Consider the following 210-nt stretch of genomic DNA (forward strand, 5'->3'; position numbering starts at 1 on the left):
CGTTAAGTCAGGACCGATAGAATCTTCAAGCGTAAGCGTTGCAGTAAGTATGGTTTCATTACCACAATCATCAGCTACGGTATACGTAACTAGAATAGTACCACCAGCTCCACAAGTAGAAGCAAGGTTCGTAAATACATAATCAGAAGTTACATCAAATACTGCATCTGTATCACAAGAATCTGTACCACAAGATTGAAGTGCTAATAT

The 210-nt window shown here is 38.6% G+C and carries 1 protein-coding gene; it reads right to left on the reverse strand.

Annotated elements, in window-relative coordinates; translation table 11 throughout:
- Positions 1-210, reverse strand: a 210-nt coding sequence (locus ACVCXO_RS00350) for a hypothetical protein (RefSeq protein ID WP_452227614.1), incomplete at both ends; no start/stop codon positions are given.

The sequence above is a fragment of the Lacinutrix sp. MEBiC02404 genome, assembly GCF_053601575.1.